Here is a 25,320-nt window from a genome sequence, read left to right as displayed (position 1 = left end):
ATCAAGCAATTGTGTTCTGATTCGTTTTACAATGGTACAGCAAAAGCCTCTGTGAGCATTCCGCGTGCTTTTTCCGCCTGACCGCCTGCAGTGACGATGTAAATCGAGGTGCCGGTACAGCCAATTGTATGCACCGTAATATCAAGGGGATCCAGGGTCTTGAAAACGTTATTGGCAATCCCGAAGCGGTCCTGAAAATGGGGACCGTGGAAGAACAGCAGGTCGACTGGTGAGTAGGCTGTGAGCATAAGGTCATTTCTCATGCCTTTAGCTTCGAGTCCTTTTCGGTAGTCGGAGATATGATCATGATAAGCGGCGAGGTATAGATGGGCCATATCCGGTGCGTGAAGCTGGAGCTGACAAAATAGAAATGTGGGAGACGTTTCTGCCTGTTGCTCAATATCGCTGAGAAAGGTATCGATACTGTATGTCGGGCATTTCAGGTGCAGGAGGGATATGTCGGCCTTGATGTCAAAACCGTAGACACGGACAATGGGTTCCCAATAGACGGCAATTGTTTCCAAATCTATCTCCTGAGTCTGTCATCCTTTTACGGATGCGCTAAAAACACACTTGCCGGATGGTGAATTCCTGGCGCAAAGGAGCATGATTCTCCGGTAAATGGACTATGTCTTCAAGCACGGCAACACTCCTGTCCAGATCTATGTAATTCATAACCAGCGTAAGGGCAGAAATAGAAGTACATAAGCCGTACACCGTTAGATCGTTATGCTTAAAAAGTTTCAAAACATTGAGCATCAATCGAATACTGCTACGGTGAGGGAACAAGGTAAGTGTTCCCGTTTGCTGGATGTGTTGTATCCTGTTCTGGCCAAATGAACGTAAGAGGTATTTCACTTCCTGACTGTTTTCGGTGGCGACACAGAGAGTTGAAACATCTGTGTCAGAGTTTGACGAGTGACAAAGATAGTGAATATTGATCTGCTGGGAAGCAATCGTGTCCAGCAGCCGTGAAAAAAGATCTTGCTGTGCATGATCATAGCGGCATGTAAAAAGTGCCAACTCTTCGCTCAGCTTTATGCCGCCCAGTCGAAAACGGCTGAAATTTTCTGTTGTCTCTTGTCCCATAAATTTTGTAGAAAATGATAAACCGATTATCCCGAAATCAGGATAATCGGTTTATTACGATTACAGCTGGATTATAATTAGTCTTCTTTCATGTCTCGTCCGCAGCATTATAGGTGTCTCTAATAACTCCTTTAGTTTCATTGTGCTACAAGGCTTCATTATGTTGCCGAGGCAGAAAGGGAAACTCACTGTCTGGCAACATTTGAGACATGATTCAGCCCTAAATACTGTCTTTTACAATTTCAACCAGCTTATCGAGATCAATGGGTTTGGGGATAAAGTCGTCAGCAAGAGTCGTTTTACCACCCATATGGGTATAATTTGTAGTTCCGATGGCCTCGGTGATGGCAGTCAAAAGAATGATGACGATGTCTTTGTATTCATCTGAAGCCTTCAGTTCATCACAAAGGGTGTAGCCATCTTTTCTTGGCATCATGACATCGAGGACGATCAGGGCCGGACGTTCTTCCTTAATCCTGTCCATTGCCTCGAGTCCGTCATATGCCTTGGCAATTCTGAAATTTTCGCTTTCCAGCTTCATGGAGACCATTTCCACGAGATCCGTATCGTCATCTACGACCAGTATCAGTTGCTTATCGCTCACGTGTACTTCCTCCTAGCACAAGGGTTAATTAACTTCTATGCACCTTATCATAAAAAATTGATTTTTCGTCCAATAAATTTGATGCTTGCTTGATTTTTATCGGAACCTTGCAACCGGTTCCGATAAAAAAAACACATATTCGGGTTAATGACACAAACGGTTCTTACCCTAAACCTGAGGACGTGGCAGCAGGCCTGCACGTTCGCAGATTTCTTCGACCTTTTCCTCCCAGTCGATGGCCATGATATGGAAGCCTGCAACACCCTCAACCTGTTTAAGCCTTTCAATCGCCTCAATACAGATTTTAACACCTTCTTCCGGTTGTTCTTCCTTAGGTACAGAGCCCATACGGTCAACCAGTTCCTGAGGTACATCCATACCGGGAACCTTGGTGGCCATATAGCGGGCAGCACCAACAGATTTCATAGGGGTGATACCTGCCATGATGTAGGTCTTCTTGTGCAGGCCCATCTCACGAACGCCTTCCATCCATTTTTCGAATTTGGGGATATTGAAAATACACTGGGTTTGGATAAAATCGGCCCCGGCGTTAATTTTCTTAGCAAGTCGCATGACACGGAGTTCAAAAGGGTCGGCAAACGGGTTGGCCGCTGCACCAATGAACATCTTAGGTACACCGCCTTTTATTTCGGCGCCGCCCTGAAATGTTCCTTCATCTCGCATTTTCTTGACCATCTGAATTAGCTGGATTGAGTCAATGTCATGCACGTTTGCTGCCATCGGGTGGTCGCCAAACTTGGTATGGTCACCGGAGAGGCAGAGCATGGTGTCAATGCCCATGGAGTAGGCACCGAGTATATCCGCCTGCATGGCAAGACGATTCCGGTCGCGGGTAACCATTTGCAGCAGCGGATTAAGTCCCATATCCTTGACAATTACGGAGGCCCCGAAACTGGACATACGCACCATGGCGGTCTGGTTGTCGGTGATATTAACAGCATCGACGATGCCTTCTAAATATTTTGCCTTCTCGCGCACTTTGTCGCCATTGGCTCCCCTTGGAGGGCCACACTCACCGGTTACTGCGAGATGGCCTGCGGCTAGTATCTTTTCTAACTTGCTGTCGGTTTTCATTCTGCCAAATCCTCTCTGATAATCTTACGGGGTCCACCACCGGTTCCTGTACGCCAGTCTTTCGCCTCATTTATCTGCAGGTACTTATCCGTCTGGCCGAGATCTTTTAACCTGTCCCAGATGAGTTGCCATGCGCAATCGACATTTTCATCAATCTCGCATTTACCCGTTGTGGAGCCGCCGCAGGGACCGTTCATGATACGCTTGGCACAGCGGGCGATAGGGCAGATTCCTCCGGTCTCGCCGAGTACGCAGTTACCGCAACCGTGGCATCTTTCACCCCAGACACCCTGTTTTTCAGAGGCGCCCATGAACTTGGTGTTAACAGCAGGGAAGACAGGCATATCCCTGTATCTGGATGCGAGTGTCTGGACGCCACAGCCACAGGCCATGGACAGGACCGCATCTGCACCGCCGATCATGGAGACGATTTCTTCGACATATTCCGGGTCACATTGACGCTCAAGGGTATGTTCCTTGATCTCAATTGATTTACCCTGTTTTAACATCGCCATTTGCAGTCCGGAAGCGAGCAGGCCGACTTCCTTTCGGCCACCGGCTGCACAGACGGTGACGCACTCGTTACAGCCGAGAAGAAGAATCCGGTTGTATGGTGCGATATATTCCATTATTTCTTCTAGGGGTTTTCGTTCAGCAGTGATCATTGTAATTCACTCTCCTTCTTGGTTTTTACCCATATCACGCTGCCTTTCCCTTGGCTTGGGAAATGGCAATATTTATCGGACTCGGGCCGAGTTCGCGAATCTTCTCGGTCATGTCCTTAGCGGTTTGGGCAAACTGGAAGCCCATTCCTGCGGACATTCTGAACATCTCAAGCCTCTCGCTTTCAATGCCTATTTCTTCAAGGTACTTTTTAACAAACTTGACCCGTTTAGCGGCCTTGTCGTTTCCTTCCTTGAAGTGACAGTCACCTTTTAAGCAACCGGCGACATAGGCACCGTCGGCTCCCTTTTCAAAGGCTTTAACTAGATGCAGGGCGTCGACCTTGCAGGAGCAGGGGACACGAATGATCTTCACGTTAGATGGATAGGCAATTCTCTGGGAGCCTGCCATATCCGCTGCGGTATATGCGCAGTAGTGGCAGCAAAAGGCCACGATTACCGGTTCAAAATTTTCCATTATGCCTCCACCTTGTCAAAAAGTTCCTCGAGTTTGGCGAGTATCCTGTCATCTTCAAATTCCATGAGCTGGATTGCCTTTGCAGGACATTCGGAGACACAGGCGCCGCATCCGTGGCACTTGGCCGGGTCGATTTCTGAGTATCTGTCTGCGTTGATAAAAGGGATATCGAAAGGACATGCCCTGACACATATGAGACAGGTAGCACATTTGTTCTTATCGACTCGTGCCACGCGTGCACCGAGGTTTATTTCGTCACGTGCCAGCATAGTGGCTGCTCTGGAGGCAACGGCCCTTGCCTGTGACAAACTCTCACGGATAAGCTTGGGTGAATGAGCAGCACCGGCCACATAAACACCAGGAACCGGCATGTCGACCGGTCTCAGCTTAATGTGATCTTCCATGAAGTAGCCGTCGTGGGTGAGAGGCAGTTTGAAGATTTTTGCAAGTTCCTCGGTTCCGTCATGATCGGCAATGAGGCCGGTGGAAAGTGCGAGATAATCAGAGCTTATTGTGACCCGCGCGCCAATGATAGGATCATCATAGCTGACATCGATCAAACCGTTGACCTCTTCGACAGTGGGTGGATTATCCGTCGTATACCTGACGAAGATAACACCTTTACTTCGTGCTTCCTGATAGTACTCTTCCTGGCGTCCGTATGTTCGCATGTCACGATACAGAATAAAGACGCGTGCTTCCGGGGTCACCTTAAGCAGGGCCAGGGCATTCTTGACTGCAGCCTGGCAGCAGATACGTGAACAGTTGGGATTATCCTCAACCCTGGAACCGACACACTGGATCATGACGACGTTGTCCCACTTCTTTACGTCATCACTTTTCTCGGCAATGGCTCGGGCAAGATCAAGCTGGTTGCCGACTTTATCACTTTGGCCAAGCAGATAGGAATCAGGGCGGTTCGCCTTGGCGCCTGTCGCCAGGATGGTGACACCATGCTCTATCTGACGATACATGAGTTGTTTACCAACCTGCATGCCAGTCTTGAACATGCCCGGCATACCGGAGTGATCAACGATAATGCCGCCGGTGATGACCTCGATGTTCTCACTCTCTTTTACTTGTTCAACCAGAGAGGCAAGAAAGGTCGGGACGTCATCTCCTTCAATGGTTTTGAGCAGGTTTCGGGCATTACCGCCAAGTTCGGCAGTTTGTTCGACCAGATACACTTTAGATCCCTGGCGGGCGAGCTCAAGGGCGGATGTCATACCAGTAACGCCACCACCAATAACCAGGACGTCCTTGTTCATCGGCAGGCTGTGATCGATAAGCGGTTGGGCCTGTAAGACAGCACCGACGCTCATTTTGATCAATTCCTTGGCCTTGGTGGTCGCCTTTTCCGGCTCGTTAGGGTGGACCCAGGTAGCCTGTTCACGAATGTTGGCAATCTCCAGCAGATACTTGTTCAGGCCTGCTTCTTTCAGCATATCCTGAAATTTTTCCTGGTGGGTACGAGGTGAGCAGCCACCAATAACTATCCGGTTCAACTGCTCTTCTACGATCGCTTCTTTCATGAATTTCATCGATTCACGGGCACAACCGTGACCAAGCGCCTTGGCAACAGCAACATTGCCAAGTGTCAAGGTATATTCGGCGAGAGCTTCAACATCGACAGCGTTACCGATATTTTCGCCACAGTCACAGATAAAGACACCCACCTTGGGTTCTTCACCGGAGACATCGCGCTCCCTGACAGGTTCCTCCAAAATGGCTTCTTCATCATCATCGCTGTGCTCTATCTCGATGGGCACAATGTCCGCTCCTGCAAGACAGGCGGCCGCGCTGGCCTGGACCATGGTTTCGGGAATATCTTTCGGACTCTCGAAGAGGCCGCTGACATAAACACCTGGAACCGAGGTCGCCTGGGCATTAAAACCATCCGTGACAGGGAAGCTGTCTGCGTGCATCTCAAGGCCAAGTTCGGCAGCAAGCTTTTTGGTGTCTTCCGCCACCTTGAAGCCGGTGGAGAGCACGACCATGTCAAATTTTTCAATAATCTGCTTGACGGTGCCGTCGTTGGTATAGGTCAGCTCAAGCTGGGTTTCACCTTCGGGCTGAGTGATACTATGAGGACGTGCATGGATCAGGTTGACACCGAATTCCTTTTGGGCGCGCTGCAGATACATTTCGTAATCTTTCCCGAATGTCCGCATGTCCATATAAAAGATGGTTGTCTCGATATCATCACCGAAACGTTCACGGGTGACCATGGCCTCTTTCAAGGCGAACATACAGCAGGCGCTTGAACAGTATGGTCCGGCACCTTTTTGCAACCCTCTGGAGCCAATACATTGCAGCCAGGCAACCTTTTTGGGCTGTTCGCCGTTTGAGGGACGAACCAACTTTCCCATGGTTGGTCCGGAAGCGGAAAGGATCCGTTCATATTCCAGTGATGTCACCACGTCGGGCATGGTGTCGTAGCCCAGATAGTCCAGACCGCTCGGGTCAAAGACCTGGGCTCCTGGGGACAGTACGATGGAGCTGCACTTGACCTCTCTGTCAAAGCCCATATCGTCAGGGTTGATAGCACCTGCCGGACAGATCTTCATAAGCGCTTCCACGTCCTTACATTTGTCAAGGTCGATGGAAAATGCCTGAGGGGTTGCCTGAGGATAACGCATACAGGTAGGCGCCCGATGATCAAGTCCGGGGTTAAACCGGACACATTCGGGAAACGCCTTGTGGCATTCACCGCAGGCCGTACATTTATCGAGGTTTATATAACGGGGGACTGTTTTGAGACGGGCTGTAAAATTACCCTTGTCCCCATTTACGCCTAGTACTTCAGTCATAGCCAGTAACTGGATATGCTGCTGGCGTCCACTCTCTGAGAGATTGGGCGCGAGCGTACACAGATCGCAGTTATTGGTTGGGAAGGTACGGTCGAGCTGTGTCATCAAGCCGCCAATCGCGGGTGCCTTGTCGACCAGGATGACGTCTTTTTCTGCTTCTGCCAGATCTAGAGCCGTCCTTATACCCCCGAGACCTCCGCCTATAACAAGTACCTTGTCGTTGGTTTGGAGTCTTTTTGTATTCTGCATTTCTACCCTTTATTTACGCAGGTTCAGCAGGGTCAAACGATACAATCGGTTGTTCCTTACTGATTATTGCTATCATTAAATCGTCTAACATCCCGCCGCATCGAGGATTTCCGGCAATTTATATTCCCAGCCGAGTGTCTGGACCAGAACACCTTGTGCGATGTCCTTTAAAGACGCGATGGTTTCGCCGGCAATTTTGATACCTTCCAGCTCGCGGTTTGAGGATTTACGGATCCTGCTGATCATTTCATCAGAAATCTTTGCACTGGAATCCGTGTTGGCGATATACTGGGCAATGGCCAGTGATTTAATGAGGAATACCGTGGGTATAACCGGCACACCTAGTTCCTTGATCTTCGCATATACTTCATTAAAGTAGGCGACATCAAAGACAGGTGGGGTGATGATATATTTAGCACCGGCCTCGATTTTGGCTTTTGCCAGTTCGAGTTGCTCCTGCAGTTCTTTATCATCACTAAATGGGGCGATGGTGCAACCGGTGTTGAAGGTCGGGATTCCATCAAGTTCAAATCCCTCCATATCCTTTCCATTCTGGAGCGTGGTGATGGCTTTGACAAGAGTAGTTTCATCGATATCATTCACTGGAGAAGCTTCCCTGTGGTCGCCCTCGGTAATATCAATAGAATGCGCTACAACGATATTCTGAATGCCGAGTACATGGGCGGCAAGAAGATCTCCCTGCAGGGCCATGCGGTTGCGGTCGCGGCAATATACATGGATTATGGATTCGATTCCCTGCTGCTGCATCAAAACGCCGCCGGCAATTGAACTCATCCGCATAATACCATTGTCCATACCGGGGATCACAATGGCATCTACCCTGCCCTTGATTCGGCGTGCGTCATTGACCAGCCTGGAAATATTGACACCCTTGGGCGTGTGCATCTCGGCCAGGACTACAAACTCGTTTGCTGTTAATCGCTTTTGAAAACTCATACGTTTTTTGATTCCTCCATATCAGTTCCTGTCGGATTGATTTTATTCCTCACGTTTTCCCTGAACTTATTAGAACAAGGAGCTTTCAGGATGGAATACATCAACTTCCTTCAGGTCGTCTCCTAAATAGGCTCTTTCGTTTGGTCCGAGAATCCCTAAAGAGAGACAGATGAGTGTCCACAGATGCACAGTGTTGTATGTGCCGCCATAATGGTGGCCGATATCATGAACCTGGGCGTGACAGTTGTGACAGCCTGTTATACAGTAATCTGCTCCGGTGGCTTGGATCTGGTCGAATTTGACCTTGCCGTATTCCCGGCGTTCATCGGTAAAACCGGATTGTAGAAAGCCTCCACCTCCGCCGCAACAGAAGTTGTTAGATTTGTTGGGTGTCATTTCAACGACATTTTCTTCTCCGACAACAGATTTGACTACATATCGGAGATCGTCGGCTGCAGCATCGCCAAAACCTTTGCGAATAATTTGACATGGATCCTGGACGGTGAACTTGATCTTCCTGTCCTTATTCCAGTCAGAGTTTACCTTCAGACGTCCCTCACGTATCCACTTGGCGTAGTAGGTGTATATGGATGCAACTTCAAAGTTGTGGTCAATACCGAATTTTTTCAGTCCGGCCCGGACTGAGAATGTGATGTGTCCTCATTCCGTATTGAGAAAGACCTTACACCCTAAATCATCAGCCTGTTTGGCCGAGACCCTTGTTACGTGTTCCCAGCACTTGTTGTCGGCAAGGAACAGACAGTAGTTCTCTGCAGCCCATCCCTTGGAACCGTACGTCCAATCCACACCTGCTAGATGCAGGATTTTCCAGAGAGGAACCATCTCGTCGGGTTCAGTTACCGGTTCCCGGGAGTTCTGGTTAAGGAAGAAGTGGGTACCCTCTTTGTCAATAGGGGCGACCATGTCCTTGAACTCGGGTTGTGACTCCTTGTACTCTTCAAGGACGTCCTCAACCACAAAGATGAAGTCGTCAGGAGCTGTTCCCATGGCGCTGTTGGAAGGGTTTCTGAGAGCCATGTCACAGGAATCCCGGATTCCTTTGGGGCGCTCATCCCTCGGCCAGGTGGCTCGGGCATTGAAAACCAACTGGGGAATGTCAATTTTCATGGGACACACGTAGATACATCTCTGGCACATGGTACACATCCAGACCCACGGTGACTTTGTAACATCCTCAATACCCATGGCACACATGCGCAGGAATTTCCTGGGATCCATATCTGCCAGGCCGGTGGCCGGGCAGCCGGACGCGCAAGCGCCGCAGGTGAGACAGAGGTTCAGGTTTCCCCCTTCCGGGAGAAGTTCCTTCACCTGGTCTATGAAGAAGTTTTCTTTCTTTCCTTTGATTTTGATACTGCTTTCTGCCATAAACTCAATCCTCGTTCTACCCCGTCATCAGTAATGTGACAGGAAAATTCGATTGTCAGTCAGAACAAACAACATCTCTGGCCGGACAGTTCTGTAACTGCCACTTACCTTTGGAATGCACCTCCGTTTGTTGGAAATTTGGTGTTGTTGCCATGTTCTTAGTTACAAGGCGTACAATGTTTGTGAAAAAGACAGCAAGAAATCCCTGAGTTTCAGCATGAAAGAACGGTCCCGATACACAAATTACTTTATGTTTTCGGTTCGTTCGGGTGCATGCGAATCTTTTTGGGGAAAAGGGAACAATACGACCTTGCTGCCGAGGGTGGCAACCGGGGTGAGGCAGGGTTTGTAATGGCGATTTTTGTACCATACCACTGCTGTGTTTCAGGTCGTCCGTTTCAGGAACAATGAAACCGAATTTTCCGGTGTGCAGATTGGAAAAGGGAAACGTTTCAGAGCTCCTCTTCTTACCATTCAGTCTGTATCTTTCTACAGACCGGGTTGGTAAAAGTCAAATGATTAGTCGTTGCTTAGAAACGGCGTCAACGTCTTGAATATGTTGCGAGAACGATGGGATGTAACGTGCACGTAAGCTTAATCCTTGGAGTTCAGAGGGTTTGCGGATGTAAGGGGGGGCTAATAATTGTCAAGAGAGGCTTTGGGATGTGGGTATATCAAAAAAAATGAAACAATAACTAAGTGTTAGTGAATACCTCGATGCAGGTAGAGCGCATCTTTTGGAACTACTTGTTATCGTGTGGGAAACGATAGGTGGAAATACGAAAACCAAAGAGAGTGTTACATTGTAGTCATCTGCCTTTTGGGAGGCAGTTCTTAATTATTTGAGCGGATATAAAAGCGGCCGTAAAACAGAGACGGCCGCTTGGTGTTGGGGCCTATGATGTTACTCTTCGATTGCAAAGCGAGCAAGTTCAGTTTTGCCCGGTACAAATTCGCCAATCGGTACCAGTTTTTTGTTGGATGCCATGCAGTCAACGACAACTTTCCAAAGACTATCAAGCTGTTCCGTTTCCTGACTGCTTTCAGGTGTGATTTCAACAACGTTCTTATCAATTGCAATTTTCATCGGTGTCTCCTCTTTGTGGGTGCTTTCTTTATGGCTAGATAAATCCATACCATCTTGGAGCAATATCTTACATTCATGCAAATTCGATGGAATACCCGTGTATTAAAGCAATATCTGTAAAATAAGCACCAGGATCCGTTTAGCCAGCAAAAAATGCCACATTCCGGTAGAAGACGTTAAAAACATCTGAAATCGCCAATCGTCAGGATCGAAAAGTAATTAAATACGTGACAAACACCAGAGCTGTACTATTCTTTATTTCTTTTAACATTGTACCCGGTCGTAACCGTAAAGAATCATTTTAACATTAAGGTTTTTCATATGTCTGATTTTACACCTAACTCGCTCCCGCTCCTTATTGGCAGTGTTCCTCTTAAAGATCATGGCCAGGCCGCTCGGATGATTTTCGATCATACCCCGGAAATTCCCATATGGCCGCAACTCCCTCACTACAGGGAGGAGGGGATGATTCCTCAGTTTATCCCGGGTTTTCCAGGTGTAACAGTGGAGGATGAAAAATTGTTTATTGATTCGGAGGGTGATAATTTCGATATGGAATTCCTCGCCTTTTTCGAAGAGTACCTACTGGTTACCGAAGGTGGCGGTGATATCGAAGAATCACGGTTTGCCCTGAAGGAAGATGTAGCTCGTGGATTTTTTGAGTTTTTGTCTGTTGCCCATGAGAGACGCGACGGACTGAAGGCCCTTAAAGGCCAGCTGACCGGGCCGATAACTTTCTGCACCGGGGTAGTTGACCGTGCTGGACGTGCCATTTTTTATAACGATCAGTTGCGAGATGCGGCCGTCAAGATGATAAACCTGAAGGGGCAATACCAGGCCCGAAAAATGGCTGAAATCTGCCCACGCCCGATAGTCTTTTTTGATGAACCCGGTCTTGCCGGTTTTGGGTCTTCTGCCTTTATTACTATTACTGCAGACGATATAGTTTCCTGCCTGACGGAATCTTTTGCCGGGGTCAAGGCTGAAGGCGGATTAACAGGGGTACATGTCTGTGCCAATACAGAATGGTCGCTTTTGTTTGAAGCGGGTGTGGATATTGTGAGCTATGATGCGTATTCCTTTTTTGATAAATTTGTCCTGTATCCAGAACAGTTAAAGGCATTTATTGATCGTGGCGGAATTTTGGCCACAGGTATTGTCCCCACCGATGGTGAGCTTATCGATACGGTGACAACCAAGGAACTTGTCACAAAATGGTTTGATCAGTGTGAGGCGCTGCAACAGATCGGAATCAAAAAAGAAACCATCTTCAGACAAAGCTTTGTAACTCCAAGCTGCGGCACGGGTACCGTGACCCCGGACCAGGCCAGAAAAGTGATGGAGCTGACCCGGGACGTGTCTGCTGAAGTGCGGCGGACATTCGTATAGGGTGACTGGGCGCTATAACTTTTTCTTGAAATAGTTGTCTATCGGTATGCCAAACCTGTTCATGACCTTATCGAAGAAACTATGCAGGGTTTCGAGCTCGTCAGGAGAAAATCCTTCTGCCAGCTGTCTGTTGTAATCAGCCACATGGGGGAGGGCAGCCTCACCTGTTGTTTTTCCTTTTGCCGTGAGGTACAGCCGATAAGCCCTGCCGTCCCTGGTGCAGGGCTTTTTGCTGAGTAGACCGTTTTTTATCATCCTTTCAACAAGGGTGGTAATGGCTGATTTGTTTTGCAGCAACTCCCTGCTGAGATCAACCAGCTGACAACCATCATTTTCAAGCAGATAAAATATAGCTGCTATCTGAGTAGAAGTAGCGCCGACCTGGTTGGCCATTTCCCTGTCCACGTTTTTTATAAGAATCCGGTGCACCAGGTTCAGTTTAAAAAAGAGCTGGTAATCGGATAAGCCTTCCATTATTTAATCTCGCTAATCTTGACGGTAATAGTGGCACTACAGACATCCGTTCCTGCCTGATCTCTTATGGAGACTGGAATATCCTTATCTCCGGCTTCTCCCCAATTAATATTTGACCCATCCGCAATGACGGTGATATCGGTGGTTGCCTTGGCCAGGTATTTGACGGACATTCCAATGGGTATCCACCTGAAACCTGCTGGTATTGATGCTTCGGTCATAAGCCCTGCGGCAGCTTCAGCGCCATTGCACATGGCAATGGCGTGAACGGTCCCGAGGTGATTATGAATCTCTTTCCGGTTTTTGACCGTGACCTCTGCATGTCCCGGACGTAATTCCTTAAAGAAAGGCTCGATTGTTGAAAAGTAAGGTGCTATCTTCGAAACCTCTTGACTGAAGACCTCGTTCCCTGCGGTCTGGAAGAGTTTATAAAGTTTACTCATGGTAGTTTTCCTCTGATAAGCGAATTACGGTTTATTCACATGCTTCTATCTGTTAGTATATGTTGTGCGTAAATCAGGTGCACATGTGAACTATATGATACACATATGTACTATGGGTCAAGCATTATCTACACGAATTTCGATGTGGCACCAAGAAGAGGCTAGGCAAAAAGAGAGGACGGTGCCCAAGATGATTAACTTGCACAAGGGCGAGCGGCGAGGTTCCGAGCAGGTTAAAAATCTTTAAGTAATTTATGTAAAAGAACTTTTCTGGCTTGACGAGATGCCGGGAAATAAGCTAAGCGTTGGCTCAGGCTTTTTATAAAAGAAATTTGGTGAGAATAACTCATTGGGTTCCGGAGTTCCGGTTCCCAATGTTTGTTGTTAGGCAATTGAGGGTGTAGTTGGTGTCACAATTGTGGTTCGAAATATCGAATATGTGCAGCGAAGAATACTCGTTACGCTGGCACGATTCGTCTGTTCGATCCTGCATATCTTAACCCGGAGGACAGTATGTTCAAGATTGTAAGACGCGAGGAAATGGCGGAAGGAACGGTGATACTCAATGAGATTGAGGCGCCAAACATCGCCAGTAAGGCAAAACCCGGTCAGTTTGTTATTCTGAAAGCTAATGAAGAAGGGGAACGTATTCCGCTTACCATGGCCGAGACGAATCCTGAAGCAGGGACTGTCACCATCATTTATATGGTTGTCGGTAAATCTACTGCTTTATTCAGGGACCTCAAGGTTGGCGACAGCTACCAGGATGTTATCGGGCCTCTGGGTAAGGCCACTCATCTGGAGAAGGTGGGCAAGGTTATCTGCGTAGGTGGTGGTACCGGTGTGGCTGTTCTTCATCCAATCACTCGTGCTTTAAAGGATGTCGGTAATGAGGTTACCTGTATTATTGGCGCCCGGACAAAAGATCTCCTCATCCTTGAAGATCAAATGAGGTCGGCTTCCCACGATCTCAGGTTGTGTACGGATGATGGTTCCTACGGACACCATGGGTTTGTTACTGATGTCATGAAAGAAGTGCTCGACCAGGGTGACGTGAAGCAGGTCGTTGCCATTGGTCCCGTGCCCATGATGCGTGCTGTCAGTAATATCACCAAAGAGTATGGTGTTGATCTGCTGGTCAGCCTGAACCCTATTATGGTTGATGGCACCGGCATGTGCGGTGGTTGCAGGGTTACCGTTGGTGGCGAAACCAAATTTGCATGTGTAGACGGACCTGAGTTCGACGGCCACGAGGTGGATTATGACGAGTTGATGCTGCGCCTGAGAGCATACGAAGCCGACGAAAAGAAATGTCATAGTGATTACTGCACGATTCGTGATGCCAAGTAATTAAGAGAAGAGATGTGTCCGGATCGGAAGTGCCATCCTGAAATAGTATTTCAACTATGGATACATCATAGACACTATATGTAGTAAGCGTTAGTCATACTTATTCAATCGTTTTACGTATATGGAGGAAGTAATGGCGGAAAGTGCAGCGAAGAAAAAGAATCCAAGAGTCCCCATGCCCGAACAGGAAGCTCAGGTCCGGGCCCGAAATTTCCTTGAAGTTCCCACTGGCTATACCGTGAAAATGGCCCAGGAAGAGGCCGCTAGATGTCTTCAGTGTAAAAAGCCGGCATGTGTTCAGGGATGTCCTGTCGGGGTTGATATTCCGGGTTTTATCGATCTCCTCAGCCAGGGCGACATGACGGGAGCCATCCGGCATCTTTGGACGAAGAACGCATTGCCTGCAGTGTGTGGACGCGTCTGTCCACAGGAGAGTCAGTGTGAAGGACTCTGTATTGTCGGCCGAAAAGGTGAGCCTGTTGCTATTGGCAACCTTGAGCGGTTCTGTGCAGATTATGAAAGAGAGAATGGTACTGGTGAATTGCCTCCCACCGCAGAATCAACCGGTAAGAAAGTTGCTGTCGTCGGCTCCGGCCCTTCCGGCCTGACCGTTGCGGGAGATCTGATTGTAAAAGGGCATGACGTCACTATCTTTGAGGCATTTCATAAGCCGGGTGGTGTTCTAGTATATGGAATTCCTGAATTTCGTCTGCCTAAGGCCATTGTTGCCCAGGAAGTGAATTTTCTTGAAAGACTTGGTGTAAAGGTAGAGTGTAATGTTGTTGTCGGCAAGTCTGTCACTGTTGATGAGTTGTTCGAGCAGGGTTTTGATGCGGTCTATGTCGGCGTTGGTGCCGGTTTGCCACGCTTCATGAACATTCCTGGTGAAAATCTTGTTGGTATTCTCTCCGCAAATGAATACCTGACCCGAGCCAACCTGATGAAAGCGTACGAGTATCCCAAGGTCGATACGCCGATTCCGATCGGAAAAAACGTCGTGGTACTTGGTGCCGGTAACGTGGCTATGGATGCTGCCCGTACCGCGATGCGTCTTGGTGCTGAAAATGTACGTGTTGTTTACCGCCGTTCACGTGATGAGATGCCCGCCAGAGGTGCTGAGATCCATCATGCTGTTGAAGAGGGAATTGAGCTGTATCTCCTGACAAACCCGACGAAATATATTGGCGACGAAAACGGCCGTCTTACCTCCATGGAGTGTTTGAAAATGGAACTGGGTGAACCGGATGATTCCGGTCGTCGGCGTCCTGTGGCTATTGAAGGTTCTGAATTCATTCTTGATTGTGATCTCTGTATCGTAGCAGTCGGATCCGGGGCCAACCCGCTGTTGACTGCAGAAACGCCCGATATGGAACTGAACCGATGGGGTAATGTAGTCGCCGATCCGAAAACAGGCAAAACAACCAAGAGAGGTGTCTGGGCCGGAGGTGATATCGTTACCGGTGCTGCCACCGTTATTCTTGCCATGGGAGCAGGTCGTGAGGCTGCAGATTCCATCCATGACTTTTTAACATATGGTTGGTAGGACAATAGTCTGAGGCTGATGTGTCCCCAAGGGCCTGCCGATATATCGGCAGGCCCTTTCTGTATCCAGCCCGCAAATTGCCAACTTCGTTACTTCCTCCCCGGGTGTGCCTCACAACGTAGAAATATATCTCAAATAAGTACCTGAATATGGGTGGATACCACGTACAGCTACCCCTTCATAGACTCTTCACATAACTGTTTTGAACTGTGTAATTGGAAAGAAATTCCAAGCGAATCAAGAGTGAGTGATTATCATTCTCAAATGACTTTTTGCAAATCATGTTGAGAAAGAGAATTGTTCAGCTCCTAACCCTTTGATCTCACGAGTCGAGATGGCCTGTGATGCAAGGTGCATCAAAAAGCAGCTTTCCTCGGATAGGTCGTTCCCTGTTGCAACGAAGGGGAACCTGCCATGTCCGCAGGCCCGAAGGGTGAAAAGTTAAAGTGAAAGACCTCAAAATCCTTGGTTGCAACGTGTACCCGGAAGGGGAACCGCAGAACGCTCAAAAACAGACTGATATGCTCTACTATTCAAGGAATAGCGGGAGCCTTTCATGAAGTTTCTGGGCTAATATTTCCTGAAATATCAAAAGAGGAGGGTTGTAATGTTTCGATATGTTGATCGTAAATCCCTTGTGCTCATTAGTTTGATTACTCTGTTACTTGCATATCTGCCGTCTCTTGCCCGTAGCGAAGTAAATGATCAGTATGCGCTTACCGGAGTCAGTGATGCTAAGGCCGTTTTTGATATACAGTTGAGTAAACCTGAAAAATTTGCGTTTTACCTGGAGGTAATAAGCAAAACGCATAAGGGGATTGTCGACCAAGGTGGGCACCCGGAGTTTGTGGTAGCTGTTAGGGGGCCTTCTATTCGATATATTTCAAAAGAGACATGGTCTTTTTCTGAAGAGGATCTGCAGTATCTCGAAACCTCTGCAAGATTGATTAAGGACCTAAAAAGCCGGGGAGTCAGATTTGAGGCATGCTCAATTGCTGCCGGTCTGTTCAAGGTCGATCATCAAACGTACCTTGCGGCAGTTGATCCTGTCGGTAATACCCTTATTTCATTGATTGGCTACCAGGCTCAAGGGTACGGACTCGTACCGATATACTAAAAGATGGGTATCTGAGGATGAAAAGCACACCTGGATTGAAAACAACTGTCCATCTTGTACTGCTGTTGATGGTAGCAACACATTTTCTCTACAATTTACCGACCACGGCGAGAGCGGACAGTCGAAAGTCTCTGCTGTCACTTGCCGGTGATTCCTACTTTGTTGACCACCTGAAAGGGACCATGTGGACGAAGATGAGAAGTAAGGAGTTCAGTTCTCCCGGAGATGTTCAACAGCATCTTTCGAGGCTTAACGAAGGGGAATTCAGTGACTGGAGGCTGCCAACCAAGCAGGAACTTTATGACCTTTTCGGGATTTTTGATATGAAGAATAATGGGAATGTAAAGATTAGAATTGAGGGTCGGTATTGGCTGGTGAATGATAAAGGGGATGTTGTTACAGGGGCCTGGGAGGTTGGAAACGGATGTGGACCTGAGCGAATTTTTTATACTGGCAAGAAGGGACACATAATGGCTATACGGCCCTGATAAAAAATGATTTGGGATGTGTGCTGCACAAAGTCTTCTTTGCCGCTGCTGGTCAGCATTGATGATTGAACAAAATATTGATGTCAACTGCAGGACATAGTATATCCCAGGATGTTTGTGTGTATGCAGGGGGATAATCCACCATACATTTCTAGAAGTTAACAAATGGCCGAAAAGCAAGTGGAGCCAGTAAGGGAATTTATGCCGGTATACCGATTTTATTGCAGCGCGTGTGGGAAGGAATTTGATAAAATTCTCAAGACCAAAGACACCACCTCAGTTACCTGCACCTTCTGTGGGAGTATGGAGATAGAGAGGACAACATCAGCGGTCAGTTTTCTGCAAAAAAGTGGAACGGGTATTGTGCCGGCGGGAGCACTTTCCGGCGGGAGTTGCAGGTCGGGTTTCTCTTGAAACTAGTCAGGCACTCCGTGTGAGTTGCCCAGGAGGTTACACCGTCTCCAGCTCAAGCAAGTAAAAAATGTAACAAATGCAATGCAGGTATCAATATGAGTGGAACACAACGGTCAAATATACAGAAAGGTCAGCAGGTAAAAATCGTACTGAAAAAGGATCAGAGAACTGGCCTGTTAACGGAAGGAGTTGTGCAGGATATTCTGACAAAATCGCCAACCCATCCCCACGGTATTAAGGTGAGGCTCACCAGCGGTGATGTTGGCAGGGTCAAGGAGGTTTGCAAGAGTCAGTAAGTCTCTGTGTAACATCTTTATTGTACCTGTATTTCCGTGTCTTTGAATTGAGTCATACCGGGCAGTGTCATTCGGGCTAGTCTGCAACGCTGAGCACATCACGACTGATTGCTTCAAATCCTGCAACCTGCAGACGGGCCGCAAGGCTTTTCAGGATTGCCCGTATAACGTTTGTGGATGGTCTGGCAGAGAGGGTTTGAACCTCAACAGTCTTGATGTCGAGGATAATCTCTTCCAGCAGGTCATATGATATGCCAGGTGAAGAGAGGGCTTCCTTTACCTTGGTGAGCAGCAAGTGGAGTGTTTTGAGCCCGCCATCGTTCAGGAATGGCGCATCGTTTAATCTTCCCAGCCCATTGCCGCCTCCTGCAACGCCGGCAAGTTGGAGTGCTTCAAGCCCTTTTGGGGTGATGCCGATGCCACCCGAGAGGGTTTTAAGTTCGATAAACTCATCAATGATGAGGTCTTCCGCAATGGCCGAGGAGTTATCCCGGTCCAACCCCAATGATTCTCCTACGTCGTGCATGGACACCTGTGTATCAGTATTTCCCTCAGTCATTGAATACAGCTCGAGCATGAAACTCCTGGATTCTGCGTCGGTTATGTCCATTAACGGGTCCTCTCCGGAATTGAAGGTCGTGTTCCTGTTGTCTTATGACTGGTTTATCTTATAGCTTTTCCCTGAAAAACACCCACTTTTTATGGGCAGGATTCGACCGTGCAGACTGTCAGTTACAGTTGTAGTCGTGCTATTCGTTTGGTTCTTGTCTATTGGCAACAGCATCCGGGTAATCGGGGAACTCTTTCCGATAATCTTGTGCTGAAGGCGATAATTGCATCTTTGACCAGGTCGAGATCTTCATTGGTGCAGGGAGAATCGCCCAAATCTTCAATCCCAAGATCTGTAAGGGCCAACTTGAATTCTGGCTGAAGTTGTAATTCGGCAAGCTGTAAGCTGAGCGATCCTGTTTCTGAATCATCAACGGCGATGCATCTGTCGGCATGTTCCATCAGCTGTTTGAGTTTGTTTACGGTGTCAGTATTCTTGAGATCAAATAAGTCCGTCGATATCGCTTTGCCCTCATCTTCGAGTTCTTGTGTACACTCCCTGATCAATCGTCCAAAATAGGTGTTGTCCGCACTGGGAATGATTAAAAGCATATTCATAAGGGGAGGCGTGGGGTTCACATTTGACTCCAGTAGATTGAAATGGTATCTGTCGTATCGGGCTCTCACTCAAAGGTAAATCCCGAGAGGTATTCCCTCAGTTTCTTTTTGTTCTCTGGATCTATCGGCGGACAATCATCCTGGTCTTTCACTCCCTCCACAACGAGCGATGCGAAAACGAGGCATGTCGGCTGATCGCATTCCTTACAGTTGGTGTGCGGGAGGAGTTTGAAAATCTCCATGAGTACAGGTTGCTTTCTGCTTTTGGTGCTCGGCTCTATTTCATCCCGTCGCTCCCAGGTTTCGTTAATTTCACGTTGTAACCAGTTCGCAATCTTGTCCGCCTCCTGGTCATCCATCAGAGCATTGATGGCAATTTTACGAGAGTGAATGGTGATGAGTTTGCCATAGACTTTCAGGGTCAAGGTCGGAGGGTCTTCGGTATAGATAAAGCCTCCGAGTTCAGTGTTGAGGTACGGTAAAACCTTGCTAATATCATTATCCAGATGGGCGTAACAGTGTACGCCCCTCGCACCCGGATCACAATGGGACTTGAAAATTTCAAGAGTGTAGTTTTCCAGTAACATGATCGCGTCCTCAGTGAATTTGATCTGTTGTTTTCCGTACCTCTAGGCGATCAGGCCAACATAGCCTTAATTTCGTCGACAGTTGGTACCTTGCCAACACATTTGACCTCGCCGTCAATAGCCAGTCCGGGAGTCATCATAACGCCGAACTTGATGATATCATTAAAATCGGTAACTTTTTCTATTTCGTAATCAAGACCTACTGCCTGTGCGGCCTCTATTGCATTTTTTGCAACTTCGTTACATTTCGGACAACCTGGTCCAAGAACCTGAATCTTCATGTTATACCTCTTACGGTGAAGGTGTTAAAAGAATGTTCCAAAGATCACGCCACTTACCGTGGCCATAACAATAACCAGACAAACAAAGACAATTGTTTTTTTGGTGCCAAGTACGGATCGAATAACCAGCATGTTGGGTAAACTCAGCGCCGGGCCAGCCAGGAGCAGGGCCAGAGCAGGTCCCTGGCCCATGCCACTGCCGATCAGCCCTTGCAGGATCGGTACCTCCGTCAGTGTGGCAAAGTACATAAAGGCACCGGCAAAAGAGGCAAAGAAATTTGCTCGTAACGAGTTGCCGCCGACCGCCATGGCTACCCATTCTGAAGGTATAAGTCCTTCGTGCCCGACACGACCCAGTAGAGCTCCTGCGATAAATACACCTATAAGCAGGAGAGGTAATATCTGCTTGGCAAAATCCCAGGATGAGGAGAACCATCTTCCTCCCTCACCCTTATCGAGACTGGTGATAACAGCGAGGCCAATAAAACCAAGGGTAAAGGCGATGATCGGCTGTGCCGGAAATGCCCATGCTGAAATGGCAACAACGAAACCGGTTGTGATGACTTTCCAGGCTTTCAGGTTGAACCAAAGAACCAGGATGAGAGCAAAGGCGATGGCGAAACCGGAGGTAAGCAGCCATTTCGAGGCATGGATCACAGCCCAGGTCCCATTGGGGTCCTGGGGTTTCCCCCAGTTCGCAAAAACCAGGATACCTACCATGGAAAAAAAGTAGAGTCCGTTCTGCCACAAAGGTCTGATGACTTCATCCTCTGGCATGACCATGGGAATAGCGGCTTTCGCCTGGTCATCTTTCCTGAAGATAAATGCCATTAAGATACCGATTACAATACTGAAAATAACTGCACCAACACCTCGGGCGATACCCATCTTGGGGCCAAGCACACTTGCTGTGAGCACAATAGCCAGGACATTTATCGCAGGACCTGAATAGAGAAAAGCGGTAGCAGGTCCCAACCCTGCTCCCATCCTGTATATTCCTGCAAAAAGAGGAAGAATGGTACAGGAGCATACAGCCAGGATGGTGCCAGAGACCGACGCAACTCCATAGGCAAGGAACTTATTGGCACCTGCACCAAGATATTTCATGACTGATGCCTGACTGACAAAAACCCCAATTGCTCCGGCAATAAAGAAGGCGGGGACAAGGCAAAGCAGGACGTGTTCCTGCGCATACCATTTTACCAGGTGAAAGGCTTCCAGCATTGCATTGTCAAAACGCTGATACCCAACCGGCAGGTAAAAGCAGCCTATAAAAATTAAGACAATCCAAAGGAGGTTTTTCCATTCAGTTTTCCAGTTCATAACCTTAAATCCATGTTGTTACATTTGGCGAATTAACCAACCAAGGTTTAAAAAAAGCTAGCGTATCAGTTGCAGCTGGTCATCAATTTTAGCTCGAATCACTTTTTCAATACAGGGCATATAGTCGAGGATGCACGGCACCCGTAGCCGGTAATAAACCATCTTCCCGCGTTTTTCATCTTCAACCACTCCGGCCTGCTTGAGGACCGAAAGATGTTTTGAAATGGTAGAAAAGTCGGCGTCGATAAACTCGGCAAGTTCACAGACACACTTTTCACCATCAGCAAGCTGTTCAGCCATCCACAGCCGGGTTGGGTGGCCAAGGGCTTTCAGGACGTTTGCCTTTGCTTCTATAAGTGCTTTTTGTTTTTCATTCATATCATCACCTCTAGTGAACGTATGGTAAAACGACCAAATGACCATGTCAAGTGCTAAATTTCTGCGAGAATGATGGAGTAAAAGGTTTGATTGGCAAATGACTAACATTAATGACATAACTGAATAGATCAAAGGTCGATACTTTACAGATAGATCAAATCATCACACAAGTTCTTTCTTCTGAGAGTATTATCAATATTATTAATCTTTCTTATGTTGAATATTGTTAGCGGCGGCGTCGAAGTACCAAGAAACGGCGGTTTGAAAGTGCAGCCGTTAAACACGACTTAACCGCCGCCGTAAGTCGACCACCGGCGACGGTTGGTTCTTTCCTTTTTACATTTCTACCTGCGCCTTCATTCTGTAACTTTTCCCCTCAATAACAACCGTATCCGCATGATGCAGGAGTCTGTCCAGCATTGCCGATGTCAGTGTCGCATCATCATTGAAGATAGCCGGCCAGTCCTTGTAAGCCCGATTTGATGTAATGAGTATCGCTCCATTCTCATACCGTTTACTGATCACCTGGAAGAGCAGATCGGCTCCTCGTTTATCTATTGGCAGGTACCCAAGTTCGTCGAGTATCAGCAAGGAAGGTTTGAGATATTTTTTTAGACATGTTTTCAGTTGTCCGCCTGTTTGAGCAGCGGACAAAGTGTTGATCACATCAACCGCCGTAGTAAACAGTACGGAGTAACCACGCAGGCAAGCTTCATAGCCGATAGCGGTTGCAAGATGGGTTTTACCCAGGCCGACGCCGCCAAGGAGGATGGCATTGGCTTTATCGGCAATAAAGTTGTGCCGGAAGAGGTGCTTCACTTGCATTTCGTTGATTTGCTCCGGCCAGTTCCACTCGAACTGATCGAGGGTTTTAATGACGGGGAAGCGAGCCATTCTGATCCGGCGCTGAATGGCATTGTCCCAGCGCAGATCTGTCTCCCCGCGGATAAGTTGCTCAAAGTATTCCTGGTGGCTCCAACCGTTTCCGGCCGCCGTCGCTGCAAGTTCTTCGTGATTGTTTTCCATAAATCTCAGCTTGAGATAGTCGAGTTGCTCTGTGAGGTGTTGCGGTTTGCTATTCATCCTTTTTCCCCTTTGCGTACACGTCCATATTTGGCTCTTTGAGTTCAAGATCCAGGAGGTCGGAAGATCTGGTCAGGTGCAGGGCACCCTGTGGTTCTGTGAAGTATTTTCTCTGCTCAAGGAGATTGGCGATATAGTCACAGGAGAAAGCCCGGAACTCCAAGGCATCCGCCATGGCTCGTGCCACCCGCTCTTTCGAGTAGATTTCCGATAACCCGACGATTTTCCTGATATGATGCATTGTGTTGAGGTTTTTCTCGACAAGCCCCTGGTGGTACTGTTCCGAGAGTGAAGACAGGGCCAGAAAGCGCATAAGGACCTTCTGATCCTTAGCCTTACGGCGCTGTTGCAGCAGTGCTTTCGGGTGATCAGGATCCTCTATGTCCTGATGCCTGTCGTAACTTCTGGTGTGCCTGGCGATAAGTTTGTTGTCATGATAGATGCAGAGTCGGTCCGGGTAGGTCTTCATCGTCAGCCGGATTCCGGCATATTCCGCCGGGACGGAATAACGGTTGGTGTCGAGGGTTATGCGGAACTGGCTGGTTGCTCGTATCTGGGAGACCGTACCGATATCGTAGGGTTCGGACGGCAACCCGGACAGCTGCTCCTCTGCGAACATATCCTTCGGTCTTTTCCGTGTTTCCCCATGGTTTCTGACGTTGGCAATGTTGGCGAGCCAGTGGGCAGCGGCCGGATTTACGGTCTTGAAGTCACCGGGATCGAGTCCCGCCAGGAAGTTCTTCTTGATGTAACCGACAGCATTCTCTACGATGCCTTTCTCGTTACCTTTACCGACACCACAGGGAACAATGGTGAAGCCGTAGTAGTTTGCAAAATCCAGATACTTTGGGTTGAATACCGGGGCTTGTCCGGTGACCCTTCTCAGCACCGCCGACTTGAGGTTATCGACCATGATTTTGTCGGGTACGCCGCCGAAGTACTGCAGGGCACGCTGATGGCAACCGAGAAAGTGCTCCATGGTCTGGGAGACGGTAAACTCCGCATACATCATGCGGCTGTGACAGAGCACCATGACAAAAAAGCTTAACCGCCTCCGGGTGCTTCCAACGCGAATGGAGCCATAAGAGCCCCAGTCCACCTGTGCACACTCACCTGGGCCAAAGCTCAGCTTCAGATAAGGCTTATGCCGTTTCGGCCGGACTTTCCGGACATACTCTTTGACGATGGTATAGCCTCCGTCAAAACCTTGATCCTTGATCTTTTGGAAAACCTGGGCGGCGGTAAAAGGGTGTCGCTCCAGCATGGACAGGATGTCGCATTTATAGGGGTCGAGTTTACTTGTCCGATGGCCCGGTAACCTTGGCTGGTAGCCATTTCGTTCCATCCACTTGGAGACGGTACGGGGGTTAAGCGCAAGCTTTTCTGCGATCTGACCCGCTTTCAACCCTTCTTCCCTGTAGGATTTTATCCGGCAGTACTGCTCGTACGTTATCATCGTACCCCTCCCGCCAGTTGCTGCAGGATCTGTCCGAGTGAAGTTGCCTCGGAATCCGTCTGCGCCAGTTCTCTGGGCTGTTCCAGGGCCAGCACTTGGTATAACGGCTTCCGGTACGCGACCAGGCGGTGCTGCACCAGAATACTCCTGGCTTCCGCCAGGCTGAGAGTGTCCATGTTGAGCCGCTTGCTCAGGGTTTTCTCACTGTAATAACTCAGTCCCTGATTGTCTGAGACCGTAACCAGGAACAAGTACAGCGCCGATGCCTGGTGGCTGAGCTGATCGATGTACTTCTCACGGACCAGGCGGTGATCCAGCCAGCTGAACTGTTCCGGCACCCTGCGGATCATGTGCGGAAGTATGGGTTGTTTTTCTACTGTCATGACGACCTCCTTTATCTATTGATGGTTCGGTAAGAATATCCCGCCCCAATTGTTGCAGACGAAGGCCGGTATGGACAATGTCATCTTGTAACAGTGAACCGCTAAAATGTGCCAATAGGCCCACAAGTACGATGGGATAGCTCGTCAAGAGATCTTGTAACGGCTCTTTCGTTAACTTTGGCTTATCCTCTTGTTTTCTTTTGTTATTTCCAGACGAGTGATCTTGTAACGCATTTCGTCTTAATCGCTGCTTTTGCCGGTACCCTGGATTGTGCTCTCTCCATGCCTGTACACGACGGACATTATCCGGTCCCCGAAAGTAGTTTTTGTTTTCCTCTTTTTGCAGCCACTTCTCCTGGGCGGCAGCTTTGCTTGCCACCCTGCATTCCGGTTTGGAGCAGTAGCGCTGCTTATTTCTGTTACGATGATCCGGGATGAATAACTCCCGGCAATGCTTACATTTCCGTCGTCGTGACCGTGCCATATCCCTGTGTCCTCCTGAGGGATATGTTTACTGATTTTGAACTGTAACAGGTAAGAAAAAAGGAAGAAAAAGAAGCAGGAAGAAGAGAGTGTTACACACTTGGTGAGAAGTAAAACGAAGAAGACGGATTACGTATTTTCAAGCCGCCCGGTTAGGGGTAGTTCCAGAACGCCGCTGACAAATATTGCCGTATCTGGATTTGCTCAACCTGTTGAGCATAAAAAAGTGCTCGTTTTGCATCCAT

29 protein-coding genes are annotated in these 25,320 nt (G+C 48.3%); 7 read left to right on the top strand and 22 right to left on the bottom strand.

What is annotated here, in order from left to right:
* Nucleotides 1-26 precede the first annotated feature (26 nt).
* The 10 genes from GA520_RS13260 to GA520_RS13215 form a co-directional block, all read right to left on the bottom strand.
* Nucleotides 27-524, bottom strand: a complete 498-nt coding sequence (locus GA520_RS13260; RefSeq protein ID WP_163338430.1) for a hypothetical protein — start codon at nt 522-524, stop codon at nt 27-29.
* A 37-nt stretch (nt 525-561) separates the two neighbouring features.
* A complete protein-coding gene (locus GA520_RS13255; RefSeq protein ID WP_163338431.1) occupies nt 562-1,089 on the bottom strand; it encodes a hypothetical protein in 528 nt (175 codons plus the stop codon).
* A 220-nt stretch (nt 1,090-1,309) separates the two neighbouring features.
* On the bottom strand, nt 1,310-1,693 hold the full coding sequence (locus GA520_RS13250; protein WP_163338432.1) for a PleD family two-component system response regulator: 384 nt from the start codon (nt 1,691-1,693) through the stop codon (nt 1,310-1,312).
* A gap of 168 nt (nt 1,694-1,861) precedes the next feature.
* Nucleotides 1,862-2,788, bottom strand: a complete 927-nt coding sequence (locus GA520_RS13245) for a methylenetetrahydrofolate reductase (RefSeq protein WP_163338433.1) — start codon at nt 2,786-2,788, stop codon at nt 1,862-1,864.
* Nucleotides 2,785-3,453, bottom strand: coding sequence for a methylenetetrahydrofolate reductase C-terminal domain-containing protein (locus tag GA520_RS13240; RefSeq protein ID WP_163338434.1), 669 nt, complete (start codon nt 3,451-3,453; stop codon nt 2,785-2,787). The genes GA520_RS13245 and GA520_RS13240 overlap by 4 nt, the downstream gene beginning before the upstream one ends.
* A gap of 34 nt (nt 3,454-3,487) precedes the next feature.
* Nucleotides 3,488-3,928, bottom strand: a complete 441-nt coding sequence (locus tag GA520_RS13235) for a hydrogenase iron-sulfur subunit (RefSeq protein WP_163338435.1) — start codon at nt 3,926-3,928, stop codon at nt 3,488-3,490.
* Entirely contained in the window at nt 3,928-6,987 is a 3,060-nt protein-coding gene (locus GA520_RS13230) for an FAD-dependent oxidoreductase (protein ID WP_163338436.1), read from the bottom strand. The genes GA520_RS13235 and GA520_RS13230 overlap by 1 nt, the downstream gene beginning before the upstream one ends.
* An 84-nt stretch (nt 6,988-7,071) precedes the next feature.
* Nucleotides 7,072-7,944: a methylenetetrahydrofolate reductase gene (locus tag GA520_RS13225; protein ID WP_163338437.1), complete on the bottom strand. Its 873-nt coding sequence runs from the start codon at nt 7,942-7,944 to the stop codon at nt 7,072-7,074.
* A gap of 69 nt (nt 7,945-8,013) precedes the next feature.
* Nucleotides 8,014-9,333 carry a (Fe-S)-binding protein gene (locus GA520_RS13220; protein WP_163338438.1) on the bottom strand — a complete coding sequence of 440 codons (1,320 nt, stop codon included), beginning with the start codon at nt 9,331-9,333 and terminating at the stop codon, nt 8,014-8,016.
* 904 nt (nt 9,334-10,237) lie between these two features.
* Nucleotides 10,238-10,420: a hypothetical protein gene (locus GA520_RS13215; RefSeq protein WP_163338439.1), complete on the bottom strand. Its 183-nt coding sequence runs from the start codon at nt 10,418-10,420 to the stop codon at nt 10,238-10,240.
* Between the two features lie 321 nt (nt 10,421-10,741).
* Between GA520_RS13215 and GA520_RS13210 the strand changes: the two genes are divergently transcribed.
* Nucleotides 10,742-11,809, top strand: coding sequence for a hypothetical protein (locus GA520_RS13210; RefSeq protein WP_163338440.1), 1,068 nt, complete (start codon nt 10,742-10,744; stop codon nt 11,807-11,809).
* Nucleotides 11,810-11,821: 12 nt separating this feature from the next.
* Here GA520_RS13210 and GA520_RS13205 read toward each other — a convergent pair whose 3' ends face one another.
* Together GA520_RS13205 and GA520_RS13200 are read right to left on the bottom strand one after the other, a co-directional pair.
* A complete protein-coding gene (locus GA520_RS13205) occupies nt 11,822-12,283 on the bottom strand; it encodes a MarR family winged helix-turn-helix transcriptional regulator (RefSeq protein WP_163338441.1) in 462 nt (153 codons plus the stop codon).
* Nucleotides 12,283-12,726, bottom strand: coding sequence for a hotdog fold domain-containing protein (locus GA520_RS13200; protein ID WP_163338442.1), 444 nt, complete (start codon nt 12,724-12,726; stop codon nt 12,283-12,285). The genes GA520_RS13205 and GA520_RS13200 overlap by 1 nt, the downstream gene beginning before the upstream one ends.
* A 513-nt stretch (nt 12,727-13,239) precedes the next feature.
* Between GA520_RS13200 and GA520_RS13195 the strand changes: the two genes are divergently transcribed.
* The 6 genes from GA520_RS13195 (at nt 13,240) to GA520_RS13170 (ending at nt 17,934) form a co-directional block, all read left to right on the top strand.
* Nucleotides 13,240-14,076 (top strand): sulfide/dihydroorotate dehydrogenase-like FAD/NAD-binding protein, encoded by an 837-nt coding sequence (locus GA520_RS13195; RefSeq protein ID WP_163338443.1) that lies wholly within the window; start codon nt 13,240-13,242, stop codon nt 14,074-14,076.
* A 133-nt stretch (nt 14,077-14,209) separates the two neighbouring features.
* Entirely contained in the window at nt 14,210-15,619 is a 1,410-nt protein-coding gene (gene gltA, locus GA520_RS13190) for an NADPH-dependent glutamate synthase (protein ID WP_163338444.1), read from the top strand.
* 607 nt (nt 15,620-16,226) lie between these two features.
* A complete protein-coding gene (locus tag GA520_RS13185) occupies nt 16,227-16,736 on the top strand; it encodes a DsrE family protein (RefSeq protein WP_163338445.1) in 510 nt (169 codons plus the stop codon).
* A 17-nt stretch (nt 16,737-16,753) separates the two neighbouring features.
* Nucleotides 16,754-17,224, top strand: coding sequence for a DUF1566 domain-containing protein (locus GA520_RS13180; protein ID WP_163338446.1), 471 nt, complete (start codon nt 16,754-16,756; stop codon nt 17,222-17,224).
* Between the two features lie 165 nt (nt 17,225-17,389).
* Nucleotides 17,390-17,638: a zinc ribbon domain-containing protein gene (locus GA520_RS13175; protein ID WP_163338447.1), complete on the top strand. Its 249-nt coding sequence runs from the start codon at nt 17,390-17,392 to the stop codon at nt 17,636-17,638.
* Nucleotides 17,639-17,733: 95 nt separating this feature from the next.
* Nucleotides 17,734-17,934 (top strand): YwbE family protein, encoded by a 201-nt coding sequence (locus GA520_RS13170; protein ID WP_163338448.1) that lies wholly within the window; start codon nt 17,734-17,736, stop codon nt 17,932-17,934.
* Nucleotides 17,935-18,010: 76 nt separating this feature from the next.
* Here the strand turns inward: GA520_RS13170 and GA520_RS13165 are convergent, their stop codons facing one another.
* The 10 genes from GA520_RS13165 to GA520_RS13120 form a co-directional block, all read right to left on the bottom strand.
* Nucleotides 18,011-18,544, bottom strand: coding sequence for a hypothetical protein (locus tag GA520_RS13165; RefSeq protein WP_163338449.1), 534 nt, complete (start codon nt 18,542-18,544; stop codon nt 18,011-18,013).
* A gap of 158 nt (nt 18,545-18,702) precedes the next feature.
* The gene (locus GA520_RS13160) at nt 18,703-19,122 is read right to left on the bottom strand and encodes a hypothetical protein (RefSeq protein WP_163338450.1); all 420 of its coding nucleotides are present in this window, start codon (nt 19,120-19,122) and stop codon (nt 18,703-18,705) included.
* A gap of 44 nt (nt 19,123-19,166) precedes the next feature.
* Nucleotides 19,167-19,688, bottom strand: coding sequence for a (Fe-S)-binding protein (locus GA520_RS13155; RefSeq protein WP_163338451.1), 522 nt, complete (start codon nt 19,686-19,688; stop codon nt 19,167-19,169).
* Between the two features lie 50 nt (nt 19,689-19,738).
* A complete protein-coding gene (locus tag GA520_RS13150) occupies nt 19,739-19,969 on the bottom strand; it encodes a thioredoxin family protein (protein ID WP_163338452.1) in 231 nt (76 codons plus the stop codon).
* Nucleotides 19,970-19,993: 24 nt separating this feature from the next.
* On the bottom strand, nt 19,994-21,292 hold the full coding sequence (locus GA520_RS13145; RefSeq protein WP_163338453.1) for a permease: 1,299 nt from the start codon (nt 21,290-21,292) through the stop codon (nt 19,994-19,996).
* Nucleotides 21,293-21,349: 57 nt separating this feature from the next.
* Nucleotides 21,350-21,670: a metalloregulator ArsR/SmtB family transcription factor gene (locus tag GA520_RS13140; protein WP_163338454.1), complete on the bottom strand. Its 321-nt coding sequence runs from the start codon at nt 21,668-21,670 to the stop codon at nt 21,350-21,352.
* Between the two features lie 336 nt (nt 21,671-22,006).
* A complete protein-coding gene (istB, locus tag GA520_RS13135) occupies nt 22,007-22,753 on the bottom strand; it encodes an IS21-like element helper ATPase IstB (protein ID WP_163341158.1) in 747 nt (248 codons plus the stop codon).
* On the bottom strand, nt 22,746-24,209 hold the full coding sequence (gene istA / locus GA520_RS13130) for an IS21 family transposase (RefSeq protein ID WP_163341155.1): 1,464 nt from the start codon (nt 24,207-24,209) through the stop codon (nt 22,746-22,748). The genes istB and istA overlap by 8 nt, the downstream gene beginning before the upstream one ends.
* Nucleotides 24,206-24,592 carry a hypothetical protein gene (locus GA520_RS13125; RefSeq protein WP_163341153.1) on the bottom strand — a complete coding sequence of 129 codons (387 nt, stop codon included), beginning with the start codon at nt 24,590-24,592 and terminating at the stop codon, nt 24,206-24,208. Before GA520_RS13125 ends, istA begins: the two co-directional genes overlap by 4 nt.
* On the bottom strand, nt 24,504-25,076 hold the full coding sequence (locus GA520_RS13120; RefSeq protein ID WP_205749431.1) for a hypothetical protein: 573 nt from the start codon (nt 25,074-25,076) through the stop codon (nt 24,504-24,506). The genes GA520_RS13125 and GA520_RS13120 overlap by 89 nt, the downstream gene beginning before the upstream one ends.
* Nucleotides 25,077-25,320 lie beyond the last annotated feature (244 nt).

It is taken from the genome of Desulfopila sp. IMCC35008 (assembly GCF_010646885.2).
Classification (GTDB): Bacteria; Desulfobacterota; Desulfobulbia; order Desulfobulbales; family Desulfocapsaceae; genus Desulfopila.
The sequence above is the reverse complement of the archived record's forward strand: the minus strand, read 5'-3'. Positions and strand labels throughout refer to the sequence as shown.

Bases quoted from the DNA above. Each gene is read 5' to 3' on its own strand.
- GA520_RS13255 (WP_163338431.1), bottom strand. From the start codon at position 1,089: ATGGGACAAGAGACAACAGAAAATTTCAGCCGTTTTCGACTGGGCGGC.
- GA520_RS13245 (WP_163338433.1), bottom strand. From the start codon at position 2,788: ATGAAAACCGACAGCAAGTTAGAAAAGATACTAGCCGCAGGCCATCTC.
- GA520_RS13240 (WP_163338434.1), bottom strand. From the start codon at position 3,453: ATGATCACTGCTGAACGAAAACCCCTAGAAGAAATAATGGAATATATC.
- GA520_RS13235 (WP_163338435.1), bottom strand. From the start codon at position 3,928: ATGGAAAATTTTGAACCGGTAATCGTGGCCTTTTGCTGCCACTACTGC.
- GA520_RS13230 (WP_163338436.1), bottom strand. From the start codon at position 6,987: ATGCAGAATACAAAAAGACTCCAAACCAACGACAAGGTACTTGTTATA.
- GA520_RS13225 (WP_163338437.1), bottom strand. From the start codon at position 7,944: ATGAGTTTTCAAAAGCGATTAACAGCAAACGAGTTTGTAGTCCTGGCC.
- GA520_RS13215 (WP_163338439.1), bottom strand. From the start codon at position 10,420: ATGAAAATTGCAATTGATAAGAACGTTGTTGAAATCACACCTGAAAGC.
- GA520_RS13210 (WP_163338440.1), top strand. From the start codon at position 10,742: ATGTCTGATTTTACACCTAACTCGCTCCCGCTCCTTATTGGCAGTGTT.
- GA520_RS13205 (WP_163338441.1), bottom strand. From the start codon at position 12,283: ATGGAAGGCTTATCCGATTACCAGCTCTTTTTTAAACTGAACCTGGTG.
- GA520_RS13200 (WP_163338442.1), bottom strand. From the start codon at position 12,726: ATGAGTAAACTTTATAAACTCTTCCAGACCGCAGGGAACGAGGTCTTC.
- GA520_RS13195 (WP_163338443.1), top strand. From the start codon at position 13,240: ATGTTCAAGATTGTAAGACGCGAGGAAATGGCGGAAGGAACGGTGATA.
- gltA (WP_163338444.1), top strand. From the start codon at position 14,210: ATGGCGGAAAGTGCAGCGAAGAAAAAGAATCCAAGAGTCCCCATGCCC.
- GA520_RS13185 (WP_163338445.1), top strand. From the start codon at position 16,227: ATGTTTCGATATGTTGATCGTAAATCCCTTGTGCTCATTAGTTTGATT.
- GA520_RS13180 (WP_163338446.1), top strand. From the start codon at position 16,754: ATGAAAAGCACACCTGGATTGAAAACAACTGTCCATCTTGTACTGCTG.
- GA520_RS13175 (WP_163338447.1), top strand. From the start codon at position 17,390: ATGGCCGAAAAGCAAGTGGAGCCAGTAAGGGAATTTATGCCGGTATAC.
- GA520_RS13170 (WP_163338448.1), top strand. From the start codon at position 17,734: ATGAGTGGAACACAACGGTCAAATATACAGAAAGGTCAGCAGGTAAAA.
- GA520_RS13165 (WP_163338449.1), bottom strand. From the start codon at position 18,544: ATGGACATAACCGACGCAGAATCCAGGAGTTTCATGCTCGAGCTGTAT.
- GA520_RS13155 (WP_163338451.1), bottom strand. From the start codon at position 19,688: ATGTTACTGGAAAACTACACTCTTGAAATTTTCAAGTCCCATTGTGAT.
- GA520_RS13150 (WP_163338452.1), bottom strand. From the start codon at position 19,969: ATGAAGATTCAGGTTCTTGGACCAGGTTGTCCGAAATGTAACGAAGTT.
- GA520_RS13145 (WP_163338453.1), bottom strand. From the start codon at position 21,292: ATGAACTGGAAAACTGAATGGAAAAACCTCCTTTGGATTGTCTTAATT.
- GA520_RS13140 (WP_163338454.1), bottom strand. From the start codon at position 21,670: ATGAATGAAAAACAAAAAGCACTTATAGAAGCAAAGGCAAACGTCCTG.
- istB (WP_163341158.1), bottom strand. From the start codon at position 22,753: ATGAATAGCAAACCGCAACACCTCACAGAGCAACTCGACTATCTCAAG.
- istA (WP_163341155.1), bottom strand. From the start codon at position 24,209: ATGATAACGTACGAGCAGTACTGCCGGATAAAATCCTACAGGGAAGAA.
- GA520_RS13125 (WP_163341153.1), bottom strand. From the start codon at position 24,592: ATGACAGTAGAAAAACAACCCATACTTCCGCACATGATCCGCAGGGTG.
- GA520_RS13120 (WP_205749431.1), bottom strand. From the start codon at position 25,076: ATGGCACGGTCACGACGACGGAAATGTAAGCATTGCCGGGAGTTATTC.